This window comes from Mesorhizobium sp. M0408 (assembly GCF_040321495.1).
GTDB lineage: Bacteria > Pseudomonadota > Alphaproteobacteria > Rhizobiales > Rhizobiaceae > Mesorhizobium.
Window position 1 is genome coordinate 1 of sequence record NZ_JAMYRO010000014.1, and the last position, 19,543, is coordinate 19,543.

Annotated in this window: 20 protein-coding genes; 13 read left to right on the forward strand and 7 right to left on the reverse strand. The window is 59.1% G+C overall.

Features of this window, described 5'->3' with window-relative positions; genetic code table 11:
• Nucleotides 1–206: 206 nt before the first annotated feature.
• Nucleotides 207–383: a hypothetical protein gene (locus NKI67_RS17590; RefSeq protein ID WP_352646155.1), complete on the forward strand. Its 177-nt coding sequence runs from the start codon at nt 207–209 to the stop codon at nt 381–383.
• Between the two features lie 2 nt (nt 384–385).
• Here the strand turns inward: NKI67_RS17590 and NKI67_RS17595 are convergent, their stop codons facing one another.
• Nucleotides 386–673, reverse strand: coding sequence for a hypothetical protein (locus NKI67_RS17595; RefSeq protein ID WP_023679221.1), 288 nt, complete (start codon nt 671–673; stop codon nt 386–388).
• 364 nt (nt 674–1,037) lie between these two features.
• Nucleotides 1,038–1,502 (reverse strand): hypothetical protein, encoded by a 465-nt coding sequence (locus tag NKI67_RS17600; RefSeq protein WP_245274788.1) that lies wholly within the window; start codon nt 1,500–1,502, stop codon nt 1,038–1,040.
• 236 nt (nt 1,503–1,738) lie between these two features.
• On the opposite strand from NKI67_RS17600, the gene NKI67_RS17605 reads away from it, so the two are divergent.
• Nucleotides 1,739–2,131 (forward strand): hypothetical protein, encoded by a 393-nt coding sequence (locus NKI67_RS17605; RefSeq protein WP_031212493.1) that lies wholly within the window; start codon nt 1,739–1,741, stop codon nt 2,129–2,131.
• Between the two features lie 57 nt (nt 2,132–2,188).
• Here NKI67_RS17605 and NKI67_RS17610 read toward each other — a convergent pair whose 3' ends face one another.
• Nucleotides 2,189–3,730: a caspase family protein gene (locus tag NKI67_RS17610; protein ID WP_051406215.1), complete on the reverse strand. Its 1,542-nt coding sequence runs from the start codon at nt 3,728–3,730 to the stop codon at nt 2,189–2,191.
• 209 nt (nt 3,731–3,939) lie between these two features.
• On the opposite strand from NKI67_RS17610, the gene NKI67_RS17615 reads away from it, so the two are divergent.
• The 3 genes from NKI67_RS17615 to NKI67_RS17625 all read left to right on the forward strand — a co-directional run bounded on the left by NKI67_RS17615 (nt 3,940) and on the right by NKI67_RS17625 (nt 7,593).
• A complete protein-coding gene (locus tag NKI67_RS17615) occupies nt 3,940–5,889 on the forward strand; it encodes an adenylate/guanylate cyclase domain-containing protein (RefSeq protein WP_156937424.1) in 1,950 nt (649 codons plus the stop codon).
• Nucleotides 5,890–5,915: 26 nt separating this feature from the next.
• A complete protein-coding gene (locus NKI67_RS17620; RefSeq protein WP_352646158.1) occupies nt 5,916–6,674 on the forward strand; it encodes a hypothetical protein in 759 nt (252 codons plus the stop codon).
• A 457-nt stretch (nt 6,675–7,131) separates the two neighbouring features.
• Nucleotides 7,132–7,593, forward strand: coding sequence for a phasin (locus NKI67_RS17625; RefSeq protein ID WP_352616184.1), 462 nt, complete (start codon nt 7,132–7,134; stop codon nt 7,591–7,593).
• Here the strand turns inward: NKI67_RS17625 and NKI67_RS17630 are convergent.
• Entirely contained in the window at nt 7,590–7,907 is a 318-nt protein-coding gene (locus tag NKI67_RS17630; RefSeq protein ID WP_023679214.1) for a hypothetical protein, read from the reverse strand. The two genes, NKI67_RS17625 and NKI67_RS17630, sit on opposite strands and share 4 nt — an antisense overlap.
• A 367-nt stretch (nt 7,908–8,274) precedes the next feature.
• Here NKI67_RS17630 and NKI67_RS17635 point away from each other — a divergent pair, with 367 nt between their 5' ends.
• The 3 genes from NKI67_RS17635 (at nt 8,275) to NKI67_RS17645 (ending at nt 11,381) form a co-directional block, all read left to right on the forward strand.
• Complete coding sequence (locus NKI67_RS17635; protein WP_352646160.1) at nt 8,275–9,414, forward strand: FIST N-terminal domain-containing protein; 1,140 nt, start codon at nt 8,275–8,277, stop codon at nt 9,412–9,414.
• A 10-nt stretch (nt 9,415–9,424) separates the two neighbouring features.
• Nucleotides 9,425–10,765: an ATP-binding response regulator gene (locus tag NKI67_RS17640; protein WP_352646163.1), complete on the forward strand. Its 1,341-nt coding sequence runs from the start codon at nt 9,425–9,427 to the stop codon at nt 10,763–10,765.
• 70 nt (nt 10,766–10,835) lie between these two features.
• Nucleotides 10,836–11,381, forward strand: a complete 546-nt coding sequence (locus NKI67_RS17645) for a hypothetical protein (protein WP_352646165.1) — start codon at nt 10,836–10,838, stop codon at nt 11,379–11,381.
• Nucleotides 11,382–11,479: 98 nt separating this feature from the next.
• On the opposite strand, the gene NKI67_RS17650 is transcribed toward NKI67_RS17645, so the two are convergent.
• The 3 genes from NKI67_RS17650 to NKI67_RS17660 form a co-directional block, all read right to left on the reverse strand.
• Complete coding sequence (locus NKI67_RS17650; protein WP_023679211.1) at nt 11,480–12,163, reverse strand: response regulator; 684 nt, start codon at nt 12,161–12,163, stop codon at nt 11,480–11,482.
• A gap of 734 nt (nt 12,164–12,897) precedes the next feature.
• Nucleotides 12,898–13,467 (reverse strand): S-(hydroxymethyl)glutathione synthase, encoded by a 570-nt coding sequence (gene gfa, locus NKI67_RS17655; protein ID WP_352451333.1) that lies wholly within the window; start codon nt 13,465–13,467, stop codon nt 12,898–12,900.
• 71 nt (nt 13,468–13,538) lie between these two features.
• Nucleotides 13,539–14,666 carry an S-(hydroxymethyl)glutathione dehydrogenase/class III alcohol dehydrogenase gene (locus NKI67_RS17660; protein WP_352646167.1) on the reverse strand — a complete coding sequence of 376 codons (1,128 nt, stop codon included), beginning with the start codon at nt 14,664–14,666 and terminating at the stop codon, nt 13,539–13,541.
• A 315-nt stretch (nt 14,667–14,981) separates the two neighbouring features.
• On the opposite strand from NKI67_RS17660, the gene NKI67_RS17665 reads away from it, so the two are divergent.
• The 5 genes from NKI67_RS17665 (at nt 14,982) to NKI67_RS17685 (ending at nt 19,529) form a co-directional block, all read left to right on the forward strand.
• Entirely contained in the window at nt 14,982–16,157 is a 1,176-nt protein-coding gene (locus NKI67_RS17665) for a lanthanide ABC transporter ABC transporter substrate-binding protein PedA1 (protein WP_352646367.1), read from the forward strand.
• 21 nt (nt 16,158–16,178) lie between these two features.
• A complete protein-coding gene (locus tag NKI67_RS17670) occupies nt 16,179–17,144 on the forward strand; it encodes a YVTN family beta-propeller repeat protein (protein ID WP_352541893.1) in 966 nt (321 codons plus the stop codon).
• Nucleotides 17,145–17,242: 98 nt separating this feature from the next.
• The gene (locus tag NKI67_RS17675) at nt 17,243–18,031 is read left to right on the forward strand and encodes a lanthanide ABC transporter ATP-binding protein PedB/LutE (protein WP_352646169.1); all 789 of its coding nucleotides are present in this window, start codon (nt 17,243–17,245) and stop codon (nt 18,029–18,031) included.
• 11 nt (nt 18,032–18,042) lie between these two features.
• Complete coding sequence (locus NKI67_RS17680) at nt 18,043–18,903, forward strand: lanthanide ABC transporter permease protein PedC (RefSeq protein WP_352458846.1); 861 nt, start codon at nt 18,043–18,045, stop codon at nt 18,901–18,903.
• Complete coding sequence (locus tag NKI67_RS17685) at nt 18,903–19,529, forward strand: hypothetical protein (RefSeq protein WP_352646171.1); 627 nt, start codon at nt 18,903–18,905, stop codon at nt 19,527–19,529. The genes NKI67_RS17680 and NKI67_RS17685 overlap by 1 nt, the downstream gene beginning before the upstream one ends.
• The last annotated feature ends 14 nt before the right edge of the window (nt 19,530–19,543 follow it).

Below are 19,543 nucleotides of genomic sequence, written 5' to 3' on the forward strand. Positions count from 1 at the left end.
ACCACCACCCCTCCACACCCCCTTCATCACCGGCCCGGGGGCTCGGAGATGCGACAAACACACACACTAAGTCAACACGGGCCCGCCCGTATGCGGCTGATCCTTTCGGATCAGCCGCATGGCACGACTTCAACAAAGACGCGTAGTCGATTGTCTTAACTGCAAGTTTGTTGGGACTACGTCTCACCTGATGTTGGCCGAACCTGTTGGTCCGCCATGCGACGTCGGAGTTCACAGGAGCGATTTTTGCCGAGCAGATGCTCTACGTTGCGCTAGGGGCCGAAAGCGAAACGTCCGCTTTTAGGGCGCTGCGCCACGGCGGCGACGAGCCCGACACTGTACCGAAGGCGATCGACGCGACGGGCGCCAAGGGCCTTACCTGACTCTATGTTCCCTTCACGATTCTCGGTTTAGTCGGTCGGCGGGATTGAGCCGCGCTCTCGAGGGCCAGGGCCAACCGCTTCTCGTCTTCGATGGCGCGATCGACTGCCTCAATTTCCTCTTGGAGCACCTTCAGCTCGGCTCCGTAGCTGGAGCCGTCGCTGTCCCCGATCTGAAAGCCACTTGCCCGCATTGCGTCGCGAGTATGGTGCACGTTACGGACTCCTTCGCGCCGCGTCGCGACCAAGATTTCCCTAAACTCTCCAAGACGTTCAACGTGATTGCGAGCCATTGCGTTCTCCTATTTCGTCGTCATCGTCGCCGACGGCGATTCAGAACGGCTAAAACTTACGGAGATACTCTCGACAAAGCATGAGTGCGGAAGCTCAAATTTGAATGTCTTGCAATAGCGTGAAGCGCAGCAGGCGGAAATTGGCTTCGACCCGATCGATCTCAGACCAAATGCCAGACACCTTCGGCCGAGCGCGTCTGCGGCTCCCCCAACGGGGCCATCCGCCCATGTAATCAGTAAAAAGTCGAGTGCGAGAATGACCCGGGCCATGGACGTCCCGCCATTCTGGAAAGCGCGTTGAGTAATGCTCCTCGACAAACAATCATGCTGGCACACTGGCGTCGAAGGTCCGAGGCGAGGCCGGCTAATTCGTGCCGTGTTCGCTGGAGGTATCACTCCTCTCTGAATCCTGCAGTGAGGCGTGGCGAAATCCGAACTCGCCCCGTAGATGCTTGACGTGGGCTTTCACCCCGGCCTGACCCATGGTCGCCGGCCGCTTTATGCCCTTCGGCGGTGGCCCGGCGTGCTCTTGGACACGCTTCCACAGCCGTTCGCGCATCTCCTGGTTCAAGGTGATGAAGGCCGAACCGGCATATTTTCCGGTACCGGGCTTCGCCAGCAAGGCGAATGCCGCCTTGCCCGGCTCGCGCTCGACGCCCAATAGTTCGTATTCCTGGACTGTGAAGCTCTTCGTCTTCAGCCAATTCGTCGTCGGGCCGCTTCGATACGGGCTGTCGGCGCGCTTCGAGACGATGCCCTCAAGGCCCGCTTGGTCGGCAAGATAGGCGGCGGTAAGTGCAATGAGGCTCGCAATCCAAACACCGCGCATCACACGCTCGGGCGGCCTGCGCATTGTAAACACTGAGAACGCGTTGGCTTAAGCGCAAATCCTAGGGAACATGCTAGAATGTGCGGCTTCGCTCAACTTGAGCAAATGTCCCCAACGACATCTAGGACGCGCTGATTTCCGCTTCTTGAAAGCTTGTTATCATGATAATTTTCAGTCTCCTCGCTTAAGAATATATAGACATGTCAGTCAAACCGGCGGGGGATGGGGAGGATAGGATGAAACTGTTATCGCTTGTTGTCGCAGCTACGTTTTCACTTGCTATGTCCGCTTGGGCCGAGGATCTACCAAGTAGCGCGAAGAAAGCATCGATGGAAGAATTTAAGACTTTTGCTAATGGGAAAAAGGTAAATGTAATTATATACGACGCTGGAGCTGCCATAACTGCCACTCTTGTCTGGAACTGGAAGAAAAAACAGATCATTGGCGAAGCTTTGGTGAACAACAAAACTAAGATAAAGGTCAAAGTTCCCTTGACTTTCGACGGTGACAAGGCCTGTTCACAAGACCAAGGTAAACCAGTTTGTCATCTTATCTACATTGACAACGACAAATTTTACGAGGTGCGCGACGACGGCAAAGTCCACGCGACTTCGACGTTGGTTCAATGAGACGGACCACGTCCGAATGGTTTGGTCGGCGTTTGCACGGACCCGCAAATGCCGGCCCTATTCAGTACGCTTGTCAAGTCTTACGACACCTGCACACTCGCCTCCGACTCGAGAAAACTCACCGCTGCCTTTCGCACCTTGAAGCCTGCCGATGATATGGTTTTGCCTTGGCGCACCATCGTCATCGACGAAACTTAAATAGATGTCGAATGCCCCGTCGGCGGTGATTGTTCCGGCCAAAGGCACCATCGCGGAAATTTCCGTTCCATCGATAAAGATTGTCGTTGACTGTTCAGTGTAATCGCAGGCGGAATTACCTGCGCGCCGCGTCAGTGCCCACGCGCCATCAAAAGCCTTTACCTTGACCGGAGCGCAGACACGTTCTGGGATATTCTTGATTGCGCGCAACACCTCTTTCGTCGGCTCCAGGCTGGCAAGCTTCAATCCCCGCTGCTCGGCAAAGGCTTGAAGAGCTTTCCGACTTCCCGGTCCCCATTTGCCGTCTGCCTGTCCGACAAGGCAGCCGACTCGCGTTAGCTCTGTTTGCGTTGCCTTTGTCAACGCGCGCGGATCAGCCAAAGCTTGCGTCACATCTAAATCAGGATGAGCTTCTGCAACCTCCACGCCCTCGATGGAAATCGAGGGGGCTTTGCCACGATCTGTTGCTGCCTGTTCGATCTCGTCGATCTTCAAGCTGGCTAACGCCGCAAAGGCGCCGCTTGGATACTGTCTGAGATAGGCCTCAAAGAAGCGCTTGTCCGTTTTTTCCTTGATGGTCTCCCAATAGGCGACTTCTACGTCCCCTCCTTTCGCACCCGCCGTGACAGCGGTGTTTCCGGACAACGGTTGCAAAATGACGTCGCCCGTCAGCGAGGAGTTGTCCCATGGCACTTGCTTGCCGTCGGTTGCTTCAAGCACATCCCTACGGACGTTGATGAGGTCGCGGGAGATGTCCTGGCCAGGCGTACCAAGATTCTTCAGCAGCGCAGATGTGAACGGCGAGTTCCTTCCCTCGCCGTCCAGCGCAACGTTCCCGGGCTGCGTTGCAAAGGCTATGAGCGATCCAACGCCCGTGCCTAGCTTTGCCAAGCCCCGACCGACCGACCCTGATCGCGTACCCATCGAGCGCCCAAGGTTCTGTGAGAAAGGACTGTCCCGGCAAGCATCCAAAAATACCAGGTTGACCTTCGTGGTTCGCTCCATGGCCGACAAGACGAGGTCCATGGGCACGGCTTCGAAGTCGAGGTCGTTATATGTGGATAGCCGCGCATCAACGGGAGCCATGTAGTTGGTGCCGTTCACCTGGACGCCATGGCCGGCATAGAAGAGAAGCGCCATGTCGGCACCATCCAGCTTGCCGATGAAATCTCGAACCGTGCCGCGCATCCCGCTCAGATCGAGGTCCTCGCCTGCAACCACCTCAAAGCCCAACGCCTGCAGTTTTGCGGTCATATCCACCGCATCATTTTTTGGATTGGAAAGTGGAACCGCGTATCTATAGGCAGAATTACCGATGACCAGCGCGACGCGCCGTTCTGCCCACGCTTGGGCGCTCAGCGAAACTAGAAGAAGCGCAATGGCGAAGCGAAGCGCCATCATGGCTGTATATCCTTAGTCTCAGCTCATGCAGCGGATTCACCAGTCGATGGACAGGATAAAACCGGAGCAGTCTTGCGAGACTGAGCCCGGTGCTTCGCAGTGTCAAGTCCAGCGGATCTAGCGAAGGGCCCACCGCTAGCCCACAGTTCGTCAGCGGTCTATGCTGTGTAGATTCACGCCGATAGACACCGAAACGAATTGCACGCAGCTTGGCCGTCTTCACGCCGATCGGAATGGTTCAAAAAGGGCGCCTTCTCGCGTCGCTCGGATTCTTTTTCATTCTGGGCGCCTGCATTGCCACATTCTCTCCCTCAGGCGAGAAACTGCTGCGCGACGTCTTGATGACGACCATCTCGCCCTTCGTCGCGCCCCCGACAGACATCGTGATCGTAACGATCACAGAGCAGACATTGGAAAGGTTTCCCTATAGATCGCCGCTGGATAGGGGTGCCTTGGCCGACCTTGTGCAGAGAATCGATAAGGCTCATCCGAGAACAATAGGCATTGACTTGCTTTTCGATCAGCCAACCGAGGCAGAAAAGGATCGGCGCCTAGCTGAGGTTATCGAGGCGGCCGAAAGTCCGGTAATTGTCGCATCTGCATCACACGACGACGACCTTACCGACAAGCAACTGTCGTATCTTAGTCGCTTCGCGCCAAGCGCCATCCGCGGACTGGCCGCCCTGTCTCATGATAGGGTCGACGCGGTTGTGCGGGAAGAATTTCCAGGGCGCGTGGTGAATGGCAACTGGCAACCTAGCTTTGCATCAGCGCTCGCGCAGACCGCCGGCATATCGGCATCGCAAGCTGCGGAGAAGATGGTCTACTATCGGGCTACAGGCATTCATCCGGCACGATGGACAATATATCCGGCACACGCCGCCGCTTTCGCGCCCCCGGCCTGGTTCGCCGGGAAGTTCGTTTTGATCGGCGTCGACCTCCCGCTGCAGGATCGTCATGCAACCCCCTTTGCCGTGCTGAACGGCTCTGTTGCCGGAGCGCTGCCGGGTGTCGTTATTCATGCCAATGCGCTGGCGAGATTGATCAAGGGCGACAAAATCATTACGCCAGGGGCGGTGGCGGCGTTTGGGCCCTTCGTTCTCGCGACGGCGCTCTGCATCTGGGTCGCTTGGCTCCGCATATCAGTGCTGGTGAAACCTATGGTCATCATCGGCGCAGTCGTTTCGGTTTTGATCTTAGAAGCAACCGCGTTTGCCAAGGCCGGGATTCTGTTACCAATGGTCGCGCCGTCGATGCTGCTGCTAGGGCTCTCCGGATTCGTCGCAATTCTGGCATGGCACCGGGACTCGAAAGAAAGGCGTTTCGTCCAGAACGCGTTCTCTCAGTATCTCAGCCCGGCAGTCGTGGCAGAGCTAGTCAGCAAGCCGGCGTCACTGCGCCTCGGCGGATCCGAACGCTTGATAACGTGCGTGTTCACCGACCTTGAGGGGTTCACCAGTTTGGGCGAACGGACGGAACCAGAGGTATTTGCTGCGGTTCTGAATGAATACCTCGATGCGGTTTGTGGTCTCTTCATTGAACATGGAGCCACGATAGACAAACTGATAGGCGATGCAGTCATTGGTTTTTTTGGTGCACCGGGTGTGCAGGAGGACCAAGCCGAAAGGGCCCTAAAACTAACGCTCGCTACCGTCGCGATGTCTCGAAGATTTCGGACAGATGTAAAGTCTAGAGGCCACGACGTTGGCGTCACTCGTATCGGCGTCCATCGAGGACCTGCAGTTGTCGGAAATTTTGGGGGCAATCGATTCTTCAACTACACGGCCATGGGCGATACGGTGAACACCGCTGCCAGGCTCGAAGGCGCGAACAAGTTTCTAGGTACCATGAACTGCATCAGCGAGGAGGTGGCGAACTCTTCCGATGACTACCTGCTTCGGCCATCCGGTGTGTTGTGTCTGAAAGGCAAGACTGAGTGGATCTCAGCCTTCGAGTTGCTGGAGGACGGGCGTATGAATCGTGAGATGGTGGAGGCTTACTCGCAAGCTTATTTGCTGATGTCCGCGCGTGACAAGACTGCCGCTGCTGCCTTTGCATCGCTGGCCATTCAATATCCCAACGATGGCCTCGTTGCTTATCACCTTGGAAGACTGAAGCAGGGTGAGGCTGGCGATAGGATCTATCTTGAAGGCAAGTAAAACAAGCGTATGGTTGAACGTGCGTCATGTATCGGCAACCCAAAATCATTTTCCTACTGGCTGCGGCCATCGCAGCAGTTGGTTCTTGCTCGAGCGCTCTTGCGGCCAGCGAGTATGTCGTTGTCGCTGTCGATCCTCCCGCGGACAGGCCTCAGCTCGGCAAACTGTTCAGACTGGGCGACCTCGTGCATATCGAGGGTGGATCGACTGTCACTTTGATGGGTGACGATGGCTCGGTCACTGCGTTGCCGGGACCTGCGGATGTTGTGGTGACTGACGACGCATCGGGTTCTGGATCAACCTCTAACGGGGCGGCGGGCGCTTCTTCGAGTTTGACTGCGATTTCGGATCTATTGGGGAATGCCGCTGGTCAGCTCCAAACCATAGGTGGGTCTCGTGGCGTTTCCGACACGACGGCCGCCACCTTGGAACCTTGGATGGTGCCGGTCGAAAATCGTCTGACAGGCTGCGTTTATGACCTCAAACTGGAGCTTTGGCGCCCACCGGGGCACAGGGCGGATGTTTCGGTTGCCTATAATGAAGAGTCGCTGGCGACAAGCTTGGTCTGGGACAAGGACACCCCAATTTTGGCAATTCCCGGAAACGTGCCACCGGATCTTCGATCCGTTGAGTTGGTGATCGACGATGAGTCGGTTCGAATGCCTATCGTGCATTTGCCCACCGGCCTCAGCCCGTCGGATCATGTGGGACTGTATGCCTGGATGATAGAAAGCGGTTGTCTTCTTCAGGCATCCGCACTGATCCGGAACTTGGCTAACCGATAGACCACCAGGGGCGGTCACTTCACGGCGCACTGGAAGCGGTAGAGGCGCGCCTTCGCGTCAACCACCGCCATATCGAGGCAACTTCTCGATGGCGCGCTAAGGAAAGCGATCGCCTTGTGCCCAGCGGGTACGCCGACTGAAAGTTTGCGGCGCACGAATTTAACGCTTTCGTTGACGTAGACTTGGACGGTTGCCGAATAGCGGCTGAAGTAGATACCCAGGTGGCAAAACGTCGTGCTCTGTTGCGAGGCTATGCTGGATCAGGTGGTCCGTCCAGAAGAGTTCTTCCTGCAGAACCGGCGATCTCGAGATGCCACCGACCCTCCGCATGCCCCCTCGGAACGCTGGAAGAGGGATGGTGCGTCGCACAAAAATATTGCAATGCACTATAAATGCCGTAACGTCAGTTTCGTAAATGAACGAGACGGCTTTTGTGAAAGGCCGTCCACCGGAAAGGATGGAAACTATGGCCAAGACCGCTGACACCGTTGAAAATACCTCATTCCCCACCTTCGACGCGTCGAAGGCTGCCGACCAGGTCCGCGCTGTCGCCGAAAAGGGCGTCGAGCAGTCGAAAGAAGCCTATGCGAAATTTGCGTCAGGCACCGAGACGACCCAGAAGGCTCTGCAGTCGAGCTTCGAAACCGCCAAGACCGTCGGCAACGAGTTGTCGCTGAAGACAATTGCTGCTCTGCGCGCCAATGCCGAAGCCGGCTTCTCGCACCTCGAAGCCCTGGTTGCCGTGAAGTCGCCGTCCGAGTTCATCGAACTCCAGACTGCCTTCTTGCGCACGCAGCTCGAAAAGACCGTCGAGCAGGCCAAGGAATTTCAGGCCGTGACGACCAAGGCTGCCGAAGATGTATCGAGGCCGATCAAGGATGTCGTTGAAAAGGCGATGAAAGATCTCAAAGTCGCCTAATTGAGTCTAAGCGATCGGAAATAACCGCGAAACAACACCTTCTCCAGCCGGTCTTTTTCCTTTTGGCTGGATGCTCTTTGGTGCCTGCGTTGCCATGGCGGTGCGGGCATAGCTCTCTCGGCTGCGATCATCCGCACAATCTGACGGCGGCGAGCGACGAGCCCGGCCAGGGCCTCGGCTTCGGTGCCGCGCAACGGGCACTTGCCGCTTGCTCGACCCAACGAAGGCAGCGTTACAGCAGCATCGGTGGTGTCGGTCCTGGCCCGCTTGCCGAGCGCATTGGCGTAGGCTGTCACCTGCCCCGGATTGACCACGACAACCGCCAGGCTAGACTGGCACCCTGTCCAAAGCGGCAACCGCTAAGCGCGATATCCTGCCCCATTCTTGGCACGTCGAGCCTGCCAGCCGTGATCCGTGGACATTCGCCTGCGGCAAATTCAGCTGGGCCTTCGTTGCACGGATGGCGGTGCGATGCGGCCTTTCGTCTGTGAGTGGCTGCGCGGACGCCGTCAAACGGCAGAAACTTCAAATCCATCATGTTGGCTCATTGCCAAAGCACCGCTTCAAGACAACAATGACCTCGACGCCGGCGCGCCAGACGCGCACAAAAAAGAGCGTTGGAGGAAATGGAGGAGGAAGCCGCTGGCTAAGTCACGGACGCGCTATGCATGCGGCCTTTCGGTGCTCACGACCGACGAATCTGACGCGGATGCGTTCGCCCGGGCGGTGGCAGCGGAAGCAGCGGCCATTGACGCCGGGTTTGCCCTCCTGTTTTTCTCGCAGAGCCTCATAGAGGCCGTCGCCCTGTCGGAAGCGCTGAAGACCCACGCGCCGGCGCTCCACTATGCCGGCTGCTCGACAGCCGGTGAGATAACGCCCAAGGGGCTGGAGGAAGGCCAGATCCTGGCTATGCTGCTTCCCTCCGTATCGTTTTCGGCAGCCAGCACCATGATCGAAAATCTGTCCTCATCAGGCATGGACGGGATTACCGGCGAAGTCGAGGCGCTGAGGCGTTCGTTACACGAGCGCCTCGGGCACGAGCGAGCCGACACCACTTTCGCGCTCTGCTTGATCGATGGCCTGTCTTATGCCGAAGAAGCGGTGACCTCCGCCATCCATTGGGGGCTCGACGACATCCCACTGATCGGCGGGTCGGCTGGCGATGATTTGAAATTCGAGACAACGCGGCTGATCTCGAACGGCAAAGTGACCTCCGACAGCGCCATCATCGTGCTGATCACCACGGAAATTCCTTTCCACGTGTTCAAAACCGACAATTTCGTTCCCACCGACGAGAAGCTGGTGGTGACGGCATCCGATCCCGACCACCGCATCGTGCGCGAATTCAACGCCACCATTGCCGCCGAGGAATATGCCGCCTCGGTCGGCGTCGTCGCGCAGATGCTGACGCCACTGAGTTTTGCCTCACACCCGGTGGTGGTGAAAGTCGGCGGCGAATTTTACTGCCGTTCAATCCAGAAGATGCACGCGGACGGCTCGCTGTCGTTCTTCTGCGCCATCGACGATGGTGTCGTGCTTGCCGTCGCCCAGCCTAAGGACATGGTCGAGGCGACCCGCGCCGCGCTCAGCGACGTCAGCGAAAGGCTTGGCGGCATTGACCTGATCCTCGGTTTCGACTGCGTGCTGCGCCGGCTCGACGCGCGCAATCGGCAGGTCTATCGCGAGATTTCGGAACTCTACAAGGTCAACAACGTCCTCGGCTTCGGCACCTATGGCGAACAGTACCGTTCGATGCATCTGAACCAGACCTTCACCGGCATCGCCTTCGGCGAACGCAAGGCGGCCGAAGCGGCGGAGTAGGAAATCCGGGATGCCGCTCAGGAACATCGACGACCTGGAAAGGCTGAAGAAGATCAACGCCGCGCTGATCAGCCGCGTCGAGCGTTCCATGGACCAGCAAGGCAATGCCTTTTCGCTGTTCCAGACCGCCATTTCGCTTGAAAGCCGGGTGCGCAGCCGCACCGAAGAGCTGCATTCGACCTTGCGCCGGCTGGAGCAGTCGAACATCGACTTGAACGCAGCCAAGGAAAACGCCGAGCTGGCGAACCTGTCCAAGACCAGGTTCCTGGCGGCCGCCAGCCATGACGTGCTGCAGCCGCTGAACGCCGCGCATCTGTCGGTCTCGGCGCTTGCCGAAGTACAGACCAGCGAGGAAGGCAGAAAGCTGGTCCGCCAGGTCGAGCGATCGCTGGAGACGATGGAGGACCTGCTCCGCACCTTGCTCGACATTTCCAAGCTCGATGCCGGCGTCGTGCAGCCCGACATCACCGATGTCAGCCTGGAGACGCTGTTTTCGTCTCTGCGCTCGGATTTTCAGCCGGTCGCGGAGATGAAGGGGCTGACGCTGAAGTTCCGGCCGGTCGATGCGCTCGTTCGTTCGGACCGAACCTTGCTGCGCCGCATCCTGCAGAACATCCTGTCCAATGCACTGCGCTATACCCGCTCGGGCGGCGTGTTGGTCGGCACCAGGCATCGCGGCGACACCATCCGCATCGACGTCGCCGATACCGGCTGCGGCATCCCCGACGACCAGCGCGAGGCGGTGTTCGAGGAATTCCATCGCGGCGTGATCCCGACCGATGCCGGGCTTGCCGCCGGCGGGCTGGGGTTGGGGCTGGCCATCGTGCGCCGCATCGCCGCGGCCCTCGGCCATCCCGTCACGTTTTCGTCGAAGGTCGGACATGGCACGATTTTCCATATCGACGTTCCGGTCGGGATCGGCGACACGGCCGATCCAATCGCCAGCACCGTCGACATGGAACGGCCGCGCGGCTACGGTCTGTTCGGCACAAGGGTGCTGCTGGTCGAGAACGACATCGACGTGCTGCAGGCGATGACCTCCCTGCTCGAGCGCTGGCAATGCCTGGTGCGCCCCGCCACCTCGACCGGTGACGCGCTCGACATGCTTGGCGATACCGACTGGTTGCCAGATATTGTCATAGCCGACCAGCATCTCGACGGCGGCGACCTCGGCACCACCACAATCGCCGAGGTCCGTGATTATCTCGGTCGCGCCGTGCCGGCGCTGATCGTCACCGCCGACGGTTCGGAGACAGTCGCCAACGCCGCCCGCGCCGCCGGCATCGAGCTGATGCGCAAGCCGCTGAAACCAGCGCAATTGAGGGCGTTGCTGGCACATCTGCTGGCTTGAACTGGTCGTATCTTCCCAGCATACGGGTCACCGTATTCCAGCCATTACTTGTGCCTAGGCGGTAATTCATATGAAGCAGATTCACTTCTTCGCGCTAAAGGACGATCTTCTTCCCGTATTGGAGGCAGTAGAACGTGAAATTTCGATAAAATACATCCTCATGGGTCATTTTCCCAAGATGGAATTCGACTCTTTTAGCAATAGAATGCAAATTCCAACTCTTGGGCAATCAACCACTGAATCGGCTTCCAGCGGTCGATCATTTCTTGTCACTGGCCACGCTGTGCCCATTGAGGTGAGGCCGATAAAAACACCTTCCGGCATCCGGTATTCGTTAGATCAGCTTGGCAATCCGGACACAGTAACTTTTTCCCCTGGTGGGCGATGGGCTGAAGATGTTGTGATAAATGGCCGCGTGGCTACGGTCTCCGACACGCCGCTCGCTCAAGAGCTAATGAAGACTTTTAATAGAGCATTCAAAAAGCAATTTAGTAAAATTAAAGCATTCTACGTTGGACCCGGGGCCGCTATTTTACTAGACGCGGGAAAGCGGCTAACTGCTGCAGAGCAATCGCCGCGTGAATTTGATCTGACTAGGGAGGCGCGGGTTGCTTAGCTGGTGTCGGGAACGTGAGAGCCGTGGCTAGTCTAGTCCGATTGCGGTGACACGAGTGCGGTCGACTACGGTGACAGTGCGCTTTTTAGCGAGCGCTCTCAAAACCCCGCCGGATCGCGAAAAAGCTCGGCATTGTCGAGCTTCGAGACCTCGATCACCGCCTGTGTGCGGCTGTAGACGTTGAGCTTGCGCAGGATTTCGGAGACATGCGCCTTGACGGTGGTCTCGCCGACCTGCAGTTCATAGGCGATCTGCTTGTTGAGCAGGCCCTGGCGCAGCATCTGCAGCACTTTGAGCTGCTGCGGTGTCAGCGTAGCCAGGCGCTGCACCATTTCGGCGCGGTCGGTGCTGTCGGCGTCGCGCGGCCGGCCTTCATAAGTCTCGGGAACATAGATCGCGCCTTCCATCACCGAGCGGATGGCGGCCGCAAGGTCGCTCTTGCGCGCCGATTTCGGGATGAAGCCGGCCGCACCGTAGGACAGCGCCTCGGAAATGATCTTCGGTTCCTCATAGCCCGAGACGATGACCACCGGCAGGCGCGGATAACGCGTCCTGAGCTGCAGCAGCCCGTCAAACCCGTGCACGTCGGGCATGCTGAGATCGAGCAGCGCCAGGTCGAACGGCTTGGCATCCGTCAGAAGCTCGAGCGCCTCGGCAATCGAGCGTGCCTCGACCGTGTCGACTTCCGGATAGGCCATCTGCACGGCACTATGCAGCGCCTCGCGAAACAGCGGATGGTCGTCAATGATCAGGAACCTGGCGCGATCGGTCATCAGCTTCATTTCGGTTTGGTCTGGCCTAGAATAGTCCTGCAACCATGGCCAGCTTATTGGCAAATAGTACATTGCCATCTTGGCCGGCTAAAGCAGAATGTGCCCATGATTTCCGCGGCGCCACGCGGCAGATGTGGCCGTTCTGAAATGCAATGCCTTGCCCGGTGGCCCAAATCGGCCGAATGTGCCGGCGACAGATCCATTGAAACAGAGACAGGTCGTGACCGACTTCCGGCTTCGCGTGACAGCCAGTGACCGCCGGCTTTCGCACTGTTGCCGGCCGCCACACGACGCTTCCCCGACGCCCGCCTTGTTCGCGGCCGCACCGATGGTATCGGCTGGTCTGGGGTCGCGCTGGCATACGGGCTGGTTTCCTGGACAAAACGCAGCAAGCTGATGGTGCTGCCGTTCAAGCCCCGCTAGGCGCTCGATATCGTACTGGTAAGGAGCACCACCTTGCCGTCATCGCGCTTTGGGCGCGACTTTGCCCGCGATATCCAAGCTAGTCCACGATCTGGGCCGCGCCAAGCCAGAACCAACTGATCGCAGTCGCTGATCTTGAAGCTGTACGATCCGGTTGGACCAATTTCAGCGTATTCCCGTTGAGCCCAGCGCCCCCCGAGGCTGACAGCACGTCGGCAATGACTTACGAAGCGTGTCCGTCTACGCGCTCGCCTGCGTTCGTTCCAACGCCTGGGACCGGGCGATTTCGTCCGGCCCCAAAGATAGTGTCTGATCACTCGTTAGGCCGGCAACGCGCCGGATCTCTTGGCCGTCCAGGTGGCGATATAGTCCATCAGTCCTGGATTGAGGCAATCATAAGGTTCGAGCCCGATCGACTTCAGCTGTGACCTTATGCCGTCCATGCGGCTCGGATCGACACCGGACTCGATGATCGAAGAGACAAAGGCGGTGAAGCCCGGCGGCGACCAGCCGTCTTCCTGGAAGCGCTCGGGATGGATGAAGGACAGCCCCTTGAAAGCGTGGTCGCGCTCGACCGGGCCGTGCATGTGGACGCCGCAGCCTGTGCAGGCATGGCGCAGGATCAGCGCGCCCGGATCGACGATCTTCAGCTTGTCGCCGTTTTCGGTCACCGTCACGTCGTTTGTACCGGCAACCGCCACGACCGAGAACAGCGCGCCTTCCGGCTTCCAGCATTTGGTGCAGCCGCAGGCATGGTTATGGGCGATCTGGCCCTTGACCTTCACTTTGACCGGGTTGCTGGTGCAGGCGCAGACCAGCGTGCCGCCGGCAAAGTCGGCCTTTTCCCTGGGCAGTCCATTGTCGATTTTAGGATGCAGTTTTTCCGGCATTTTTGTCTCCTCCCTTGTTGAACATCTGCATTTTTCGGCCGTTGGCTGGTTAGCCGGCGGCTTTCTCCTCCTCAGTAAACCACCACGCTCCTGATCGACTTGCCTTCATGCATCAGGTCAAAGCCCTTGTTGATGTCCTCGAGCTTCAGCGTGTGGGTGATCATCGGATCGATCTCGATCTTGCCGGCCATGTACCAGTCGACGATCTTCGGCACGTCGGTGCGGCCGCGCGCGCCGCCGAAGGCGGTGCCCATCCAGGTGCGGCCGGTGACCAGCTGGAACGGCCGCGTCGAGATCTCCTGGCCGGCGCCGGCAACGCCGATGATGACCGACTTGCCCCAGCCGCGATGCGACGATTCCAGCGCCTGCCGCATCACCTTGGTGTTGCCGGTGCAGTCGAACGTGTAGTCGGCGCCGCCGATCTGGTCGGCGCCGCGCTTGGTCATGTTGACGAGATGAGCCACGACATCGCCGTCGATCTCCTTCGGATTGACGAAATGCGTCATGCCGAATTTCTCGCCCCAGGCTCGTCTGTCGTTGTTCAGGTCGACGCCGATGATCATGTCGGCGCCGGCAAGGCGCAGGCCCTGGATGACGTTGAGGCCGATGCCGCCGAGGCCGAAGACGACCGCGGTCGCGCCTTGCTCGACCTTGGCCGTGTTGATCACAGCACCGATGCCGGTGGTGACGCCGCAGCCGATGTAGCAGATCTTGTCGAACGGGGCGTCGGCATTGACCTTGGCCACCGCGATCTCGGGCAGCACGGTGAAATTGGAGAAGGTCGAGCAGCCCATATAGTGGAACAGCTTGTCCTTGCCGATCGAGAAGCGCGAGGTGCCGTCGGGCATCAAGCCCTGTCCCTGCGTGGCACGGATGGCGGTGCACAGATTGGTCTTGCGCGACAGGCAGGACGGGCACTGCCGGCATTCCGGCGTGTAGAGCGGGATGACATGGTCACCCTTCCTGACCGAGGAGACGCCCTTGCCGATGTCGACGACGATGCCGGCGCCCTCATGACCGAGGATCGCCGGAAACAGGCCTTCCGGGTCGGCGCCCGACAGCGTGAACTCGTCGGTGTGGCAGATGCCGGTTGCCTTGATCTCGACCAGCACCTCGCCATCACGGGGACCTTCAAGGTCGACCTCCATGATCTGCAGCGGCTTTCCGGCGGCGACGGCGACAGCGGCGCGCGTTTTCATCAGGCAATCCTCCCATGACGACCCATAGAGTTTCTCATTCCGCCATTGCTGCGGATGAGACCGCAACACGCTCATTCATCGCCGCATCCTCGAAAAGGCATAGGACTAAAGCAGACACGTAAGTCCACTTGCAGGGCTTTGATAAATCTTGTGGCGTCCGCTAAGCTCATTGTGGGCACCTTGAATTCGCGCTGGTCCGGGAACAATCGGACTTTAGTGCAAGAATGGGCAGTTTTATCGATGACGAGCGCGGTGCCAGGCACTCTCGCGGCCTTTTTGTGCTTTTTTTTCCAGACCGCCAACGTTACAGGCGTGATGGCCCAGGAAGTGACGGGCAAGCAACCGGTCGCAGCCGACAGGCCGGAAAGAAAGATAACCGAAATCAGAATAGGTTATTTGCGGGCCTACGCGCCGCAACTGGCGCTTTCCCTGCTGGACCTGCCGCCACGCGACGAAGGTGTCGCCGGCGCCAATGTGGCGATCGGCGACAACAACACGACAGGAAAGTTCGTCAGCCAGAAATTCAGCCTCGACATAGCCGAGGTCAAGCCGGACGCCGACGCGGTTCAGGCGTTCAACGATCTGATTGCCAAAGGTGACCGCTATGTTGTCGCTGACCTCTCGGCCAGGCAATTGCTGTCGATCGCCGACATCGCCCGCGACAAGGGCGTTCTGGTCTTCAATGTCGGTGCCACAGACGACAGCCTGCGCGAGGAAGACTGCCGCATAAACATTTTCCATGTGGCGCCGACACGAAGCATGCTGGCTGACGCGCTGGCGCAGTATCTCGTGATAAAGAAATGGCCGAATTGGGTGCTGCTCTATGGTTCGCATGAGCGGGATCATCTCTATGCGGCCGCGTTGCGCCGCGCGGCGGCTCGCTTCGGCGGTCAGATCGTCGCCGAGAAGGAGTTCAAAGACACTGGCACGGCGCGCCGCACCGACACCGGCGCCACGCAGATACAGCAGCAGATTTCCGTGTTCACGCAGGATCTGCCGGAGCATGACGTGGTGCTTGTCGCCGATGAGAGCGAGGTGTTCGGAACCTATGTGCCCTACCGCACCTGGACACCGCGGCTGGTCACTGGCACGGCCGGTCTTGTCGCATCGTCCTGGCATCCCGCGAGCGAGCAATGGGGTGGCATTCAAATGCAAAGCCGTTTCCTGAGGACGACCGGCCGGCGAATGCTGTCCAAGGATATGTCGGCCTGGACGGCGGTGCGGGCGGTGGGCGAAGCCAGCACACGGACCAATGGCGACGATCCGAAGAAGATCAGCGACTACATCCGCTCGGACGATTTCTCGGTCGCCGCCTTCAAAGGACAGAAGCTGACCTTCCGCAAGTGGAACCATCAGCTTCGCCAGCCAATCCTGCTCGGCGACACCAAGTCCGTGGTCTCGACATCGCCACAGGAGGGTTATCTCCACCAGATCTCCGAGCTCGATACGCTCGGCGTCGATCAGCCGGAAACGAAATGCGTCCTTAAGTAGAACCAATCGGGAGGAATTTTCGTGCAGAGACGAGCTTGCGCACTCGCCATTCTCGGCTTCATGGCCAATCCGGCGTGGGCTTACACCGTTTATGTCTCCAACGAGAAAGACAATACGATAACGGTCGTCGACACGGCGACGATGCAAGTGGTGAAGACCGTCGAAGTCGGCCAGAGGCCGCGCGGTATCACCATCTCGCATGACGGCAAGTTCATCTATTTGTGCGCCAGCGATGACGATACGATCGAAATCATCGATACCGCGACGCTGCAGATCGTTGGCACGCTGCCATCAGGCCCCGATCCCGAACTGTTCGTGCTTTCGCCCGACGGCAAGACGCTCTACGTCGCCAACGAGGACGACAATCTCGTCACCGCGATCAACGTCGAGAGCAAGCAGGTCATGACCGAGATTCCCGTTGGGGTGGAGCCTGAAGGCATGGCCGTCAGTCCCGATGGCAAAACCATGGTCAACACCTCCGAAACCACCAGCATGGCGCATTTCATCGACACCGACAGCCATGAGGTGACCGACAACGTCCTGGTCGACACGCGTCCGCGCTTTGCGCAATTCAAGCCCGACGGATCACAGATCTGGGTCAGTGCCGAAATCGGCGGTACCGTCAGCGTCATCGACAGTCTCAAACGCGAGGTGGTGAAGAAGATCCAGTTCGCGATTGCGGGATTGCGGCCCGAAACCATCCAGCCGGTCGGCATCGCAATCAGCGCCGACGGCAAGAAAGCCTATGTCGCGCTCGGCCCGGCGAACCACGTCGCCGTCATCAACACCGAAACCTACGAGGTGGAAAAATACATCCTGGTCGGCCAGCGCGTCTGGCATCTCGACTTCACCCCCGATCAGAAGACGCTGATCACCACCAACGGCAATTCCAACGACATCACCTTCATCGACACGGCGACGGACGAGCCGGTTCAATCGGTTACGGTGGGCCAGCAGCCTTGGGGCGTGGCCATATCGCCCCATTAGACCGCAGCGATGATCAGGGAGGCCGACGTGATGAATATTTGCCGCCGGGATGTTGCAAGTGCACTAGATGACCAGCGCGCCCCGAAGGAGCCAGCGGCATGCAGCATGTGAGGACAAGCGGAGCTGGAGAGGAGGTGGCAGCGCTCGATGTTGCCGGCATCAGCCATTCCTATGGTCCGAAGCGAGCGCTCCAGGACGTCTCATTCTCGATCGCGCCGGGAACTTTCACCGTTCTGCTCGGCCTCAATGGGGCCGGCAAGACAACTTTGTTCTCACTGATCAGCCATCTTTACGGCACCCGCCGCGGATCGATCCGCATCTTCGGCCATGACGTCAGCCGCGCTTCGGGCGAAGCGCTCAGGCGTGTCGGCATCGTATTCCAGGCACGCACGCTCGACCTCGACCTCAGCGTCTACCAGAACCTCTCCTACCACGCCTCGCTGCATGGCATTGGCGGACACCAAGCCCGGCAGCGCATTGCCGCGCTGCTCGATACAGTCAACATGCAGGGCCGTCAGCATGACAAGGCACGCAGTCTTTCCGGCGGCCAAATGCGGCGCATCGAGATCGCGCGGGCGCTGCTCCACCGCCCTTCCCTGCTGCTGCTCGACGAGGCGACGGTCGGTCTCGACGTCCAGTCGCGTGCGGGCATTTTGGCCACCATCCGCAAACTCGTAGAAACCGAGGGCATCGGTGTGCTGTGGGCGACGCATCTGATCGATGAGGTCGAAGACGGCGACCATGTCGTCGTGCTGCGGCAGGGCGACCTGGTTGCCAAGGGTAAGGTGGCCGATGTCGTTGCGACGAGCGGTGCCAGTTCGATCCGCGACGCCTTTTCCAGGCTCAACCGCATCGAAACAAGCGGCATCGCGGAGATGTCGCCATGAGCGCTCCCGCAATGCCCGCAAAAGTCGCAGCCCTCACGCCGGTGAAGTTCGAACAGTTTGGGCTCCACCACTACCTCGTTTGCCTCAAAGGGATCGTCGTGCGGGAGTGCCTGCGCTTCCTGCATCAGCGCGAGCGCTTTATATCCTCGCTGGTTCGGCCGCTCGTCTGGCTGTTCATTTTTGCCGCCGGATTCCGGCAGGTGCTCGGCGTATCGATCATCCCGCCCTACAAGACCTATGTGCTCTACGAGGTCTACATCACGCCGGGCCTGTGCGGCATGATTCTGCTGTTTTCGGGCATGCAGTCTTCGCTGTCGATGGTCTATGATCGCGAAATGGGCAACATGCGCACCCTGCTGGTCAGCCCCTTCCCGCGTTGGTTTTTACTGATCTCGAAGATGCTCGCCGGTGTCGCCGTGTCGATCGCGCAGGTTTACGCGTTCCTGATCGTTGCCTGGTTCTGGGGCGTCAAGGCGCCGCCGCTTGGCTATCTCACCGTGCTGCCGGCGCTGTTCCTGTCAGGCATGATGCTGTGCGCGCTCGGCATGCTTCTGTCCTCAATGATCAAGCAGCTCGAAAACTTCGCTGGCATCATGAACTTCGTCATCTTTCCCGGCTATTTCGCTTCTCCGGCACTCTATCCCTTGTGGCGTATCCAGGAGGCTAGCCCCCTGCTCTACAAAATCTGCCTCGCCAATCCATTTACTTACGCCGTCGAACTGATCCGCTTCGCCTTCTACGGCCAGGTTGACTGGCTGTCGCTGGGCGTCGTTGCCGGCTGCACGCTGCTGTTCCTTGCCGCCGCCATCATCGCCTACGACCCTTCGCGCGGCCTGATGACCCGCAAACAGGACACGGGAGGAAATGCCTGATGGCGCGAATGATCCATGTTCGCAGTCTGGCTCTGGTCGCCATGCTCGCGCCGGGCGTCAACGCCATGGCAGCCCCCGATCCAGACTGGCCCTGCATGCAGCGCAAGGTGCCGCAACTCTCGCTCGGCCAGATCTGGAGCGGACCGGACCTTCCTTCAGCCGCGAAGGACTGGTCGAAGGACCCCACCATCTCCGCCCTGATCGAGGAAGTGGCAGCTCGCCGGATGCCGATTGCGGAAGCTCAAAAGAAGATCAGGGATTTCGCGGCCTCCTTGCCGGCCGAGCAACTTGCACCCAAAATGGCGATGATGGTGCAAGGCATGTTCGACCACCTGGACGCCGAGCGCTCGCAGGTGATCTCCGGCATTTCCCGCTACGCCCACAAGCAGCTCGAAATGGCCGCCGCGTTGCGCAAGGAAGCGTCCGATGTCGATGCATTGCGGGCAAAGCCGGATGCAGATCCCGAAGAGATCGATCGGCGAACCGAACAGCTGAAATTCGCAACGCGAATTTTCAATGAACGCGTCCAATCACTGACCTACGTCTGTGAAGTGCCGACGATAATCGAGCAGCGGCTTTATCAATTGTCCAAGGCCGTCTCGGAAACGCTCGCCGCGAAGAAATAGAACCTCATTCGATC

Bases quoted from the DNA above. Each gene is read 5' to 3' on its own strand.
- NKI67_RS17600 (WP_245274788.1), bottom strand. From the start codon at position 1,502: ATGCGCGGTGTTTGGATTGCGAGCCTCATTGCACTTACCGCCGCCTAT.
- NKI67_RS17645 (WP_352646165.1), top strand. From the start codon at position 10,836: ATGAAGCAGATTCACTTCTTCGCGCTAAAGGACGATCTTCTTCCCGTA.
- NKI67_RS17675 (WP_352646169.1), top strand. From the start codon at position 17,243: ATGCAGCATGTGAGGACAAGCGGAGCTGGAGAGGAGGTGGCAGCGCTC.
- NKI67_RS17605 (WP_031212493.1), top strand. From the start codon at position 1,739: ATGAAACTGTTATCGCTTGTTGTCGCAGCTACGTTTTCACTTGCTATG.
- NKI67_RS17610 (WP_051406215.1), bottom strand. From the start codon at position 3,730: ATGATGGCGCTTCGCTTCGCCATTGCGCTTCTTCTAGTTTCGCTGAGC.
- NKI67_RS17660 (WP_352646167.1), bottom strand. From the start codon at position 14,666: ATGAAAACGCGCGCCGCTGTCGCCGTCGCCGCCGGAAAGCCGCTGCAG.
- NKI67_RS17625 (WP_352616184.1), top strand. From the start codon at position 7,132: ATGGAAACTATGGCCAAGACCGCTGACACCGTTGAAAATACCTCATTC.
- NKI67_RS17640 (WP_352646163.1), top strand. From the start codon at position 9,425: ATGCCGCTCAGGAACATCGACGACCTGGAAAGGCTGAAGAAGATCAAC.
- NKI67_RS17620 (WP_352646158.1), top strand. From the start codon at position 5,916: ATGTATCGGCAACCCAAAATCATTTTCCTACTGGCTGCGGCCATCGCA.
- NKI67_RS17650 (WP_023679211.1), bottom strand. From the start codon at position 12,163: ATGAAGCTGATGACCGATCGCGCCAGGTTCCTGATCATTGACGACCAT.
- NKI67_RS17595 (WP_023679221.1), bottom strand. From the start codon at position 673: ATGGCTCGCAATCACGTTGAACGTCTTGGAGAGTTTAGGGAAATCTTG.
- NKI67_RS17685 (WP_352646171.1), top strand. From the start codon at position 18,903: ATGGCGCGAATGATCCATGTTCGCAGTCTGGCTCTGGTCGCCATGCTC.
- NKI67_RS17665 (WP_352646367.1), top strand. From the start codon at position 14,982: ATGGCCCAGGAAGTGACGGGCAAGCAACCGGTCGCAGCCGACAGGCCG.
- gfa (WP_352451333.1), bottom strand. From the start codon at position 13,467: ATGCCGGAAAAACTGCATCCTAAAATCGACAATGGACTGCCCAGGGAA.
- NKI67_RS17680 (WP_352458846.1), top strand. From the start codon at position 18,043: ATGCCCGCAAAAGTCGCAGCCCTCACGCCGGTGAAGTTCGAACAGTTT.